Raw genomic sequence first — 1,564 nt, 5'->3', positions numbered from 1 at the left:
GTCCGCCGGGACGCGCCCGTCTCCGGGAAGGTGTCGCTGGTGTCCGGAGGCGGCTCGGGGCACGAGCCGCTGCACGCCGGCTTCGTGGGGCGCGGCATGCTGGACGCCGCCTGCCCCGGGGCGGGGCCGGGCCTAGGGGGCCACCGCGGCGGGGGAGAGCGGAGAGCCGGTGAGCGGGGGAGGGACCGATGGGCCAGGTGCGGCACACGACGAGCGGTGAGGTTCCCGGACTGCGGCTCGACGAGCTCCTGGCGGAGCCGGAGTCGCGCATCGAGGCGGTGCGCGGCACCCGGGACCGGGTGCACGACCTGCTGGAGGCCGTCCTCTCGGCCGGGCGGGAGCTGGATCTGCCGCAGCTGCTGCGCCGCATCCGGGCGACGGTCCCCGCCAGCCAGGCGCACCAGCCGCCGCCGCGCGCGCCACGGTGACGATCACCGCCGTCGAACTGCCGTACCCGCGCGCCTCGTACGGGTGAAACCGCCGGTGGGCCGGGGGTGCCGTCCCGGCGGTGCACGCCCGGCCGCCACCGGTGTCGGTGCACTGCGTGCCCGCTCGGGCGCTCCCCGTGTCGGTGCCGCCCGCCATACTGGAACCGGCGTGGCGGAACGCCACCAGGGCAGCGACACGGGGGCGAGAGAGACCAGATGGCGGAGAGCACCCTGATCCGGGACCGGTACGAACTCCTGGAGCAGATCGGCCGCGGCGGCATGGGAGAGGTGTGGCGCGCGCGGGACCTGGCGCTGGACCGCCGGGTCGCGGTCAAGTGCCTCAAGCCGTTGGGAAACCACCACGAGGAACCCGTGCTCAAGGGGCTGCGGGAACGCTTCCGCCGGGAGGCGCGCGTCGCCGCGGGGCTCCAGCACCGCGGCATCACCGTCGTCCACGACTTCGGCGAGGACGACGGCGTGCTCTTCCTGGTGATGGAACTGCTGGAGGGGCGCAACCTCAGCGAGGTGCTCGCCGCCCGCGACCGGGAACCGCTGCCCGAGCCGGACATCGCCGACATCGCCGCCCAGGTCGCCGCCGCGCTGGACCACACCCACCGTCAGGGCATCATCCACCGCGACCTCAAGCCCGCCAACGTGATGCTGCTGGACGACGGCTCCGTCAAGATCTGCGATTTCGGCATCGCCCGCCTGGCCCGCGACATCGGCCTGGCGACCAAGCTCACCACCACCGGCATGGCCATGGGGACCCCGCACTACATGTCCCCGGAGCAGATCTCGGGCACCCCGGCCGACCGCCGCAGCGACCTCTACTCGCTCGGCTGCGTCCTCTACGAACTGGCGAGCGGGGCACCGCCCTTCGACCTCGGCGACCCGTGGGCCATCCTGGTGGGCCACCGCGACACCCCGCCGGAGCCGCTGCGCGACCGCCGCCCCGAGCTGTCGGCGGCCCTGGAGGAACTCGTCCTGGGGCTCCTGGCCAAGGACCCGGAGGAGCGGCCGACGGACGTGGCGCAGCGGACCCGGCGGCTCGCCCTCGCCGCGGCCCGCCACACCGGGGCCAGGCCGCTGCCCGGCCGTCTCGGCGCGGCCGCCGGCACCGGCGCCCACGGCAAGCC

The 1,564-nt window shown here is 75.4% G+C and carries 1 protein-coding gene and 2 pseudogenes; all 3 read left to right on the top strand.

The window, feature by feature from the left end:
* Window positions 1-120 (top strand): annotated as a pseudogene (locus HCN52_RS24350) (dihydroxyacetone kinase subunit DhaK); the annotation flags it as partial.
* Window positions 121-188: 68 nt separating this feature from the next.
* A pseudogene (locus tag HCN52_RS24345) lies at window positions 189-371 on the top strand (histidine kinase); the annotation flags it as partial.
* Window positions 372-644: 273 nt separating this feature from the next.
* A partial coding sequence (locus HCN52_RS24340) for a serine/threonine-protein kinase (RefSeq protein ID WP_168090574.1) occupies window positions 645-1,564 on the top strand: 920 nt, incomplete at its 3' end.

This window comes from Streptomyces bohaiensis (genome assembly GCF_012033785.1).
Classification (GTDB): domain Bacteria; phylum Actinomycetota; class Actinomycetes; order Streptomycetales; family Streptomycetaceae; genus Streptomyces; species Streptomyces bohaiensis.
Note: the sequence above shows the minus strand (reverse complement) of the source record. Positions and strands in the feature narration are given on the sequence as shown.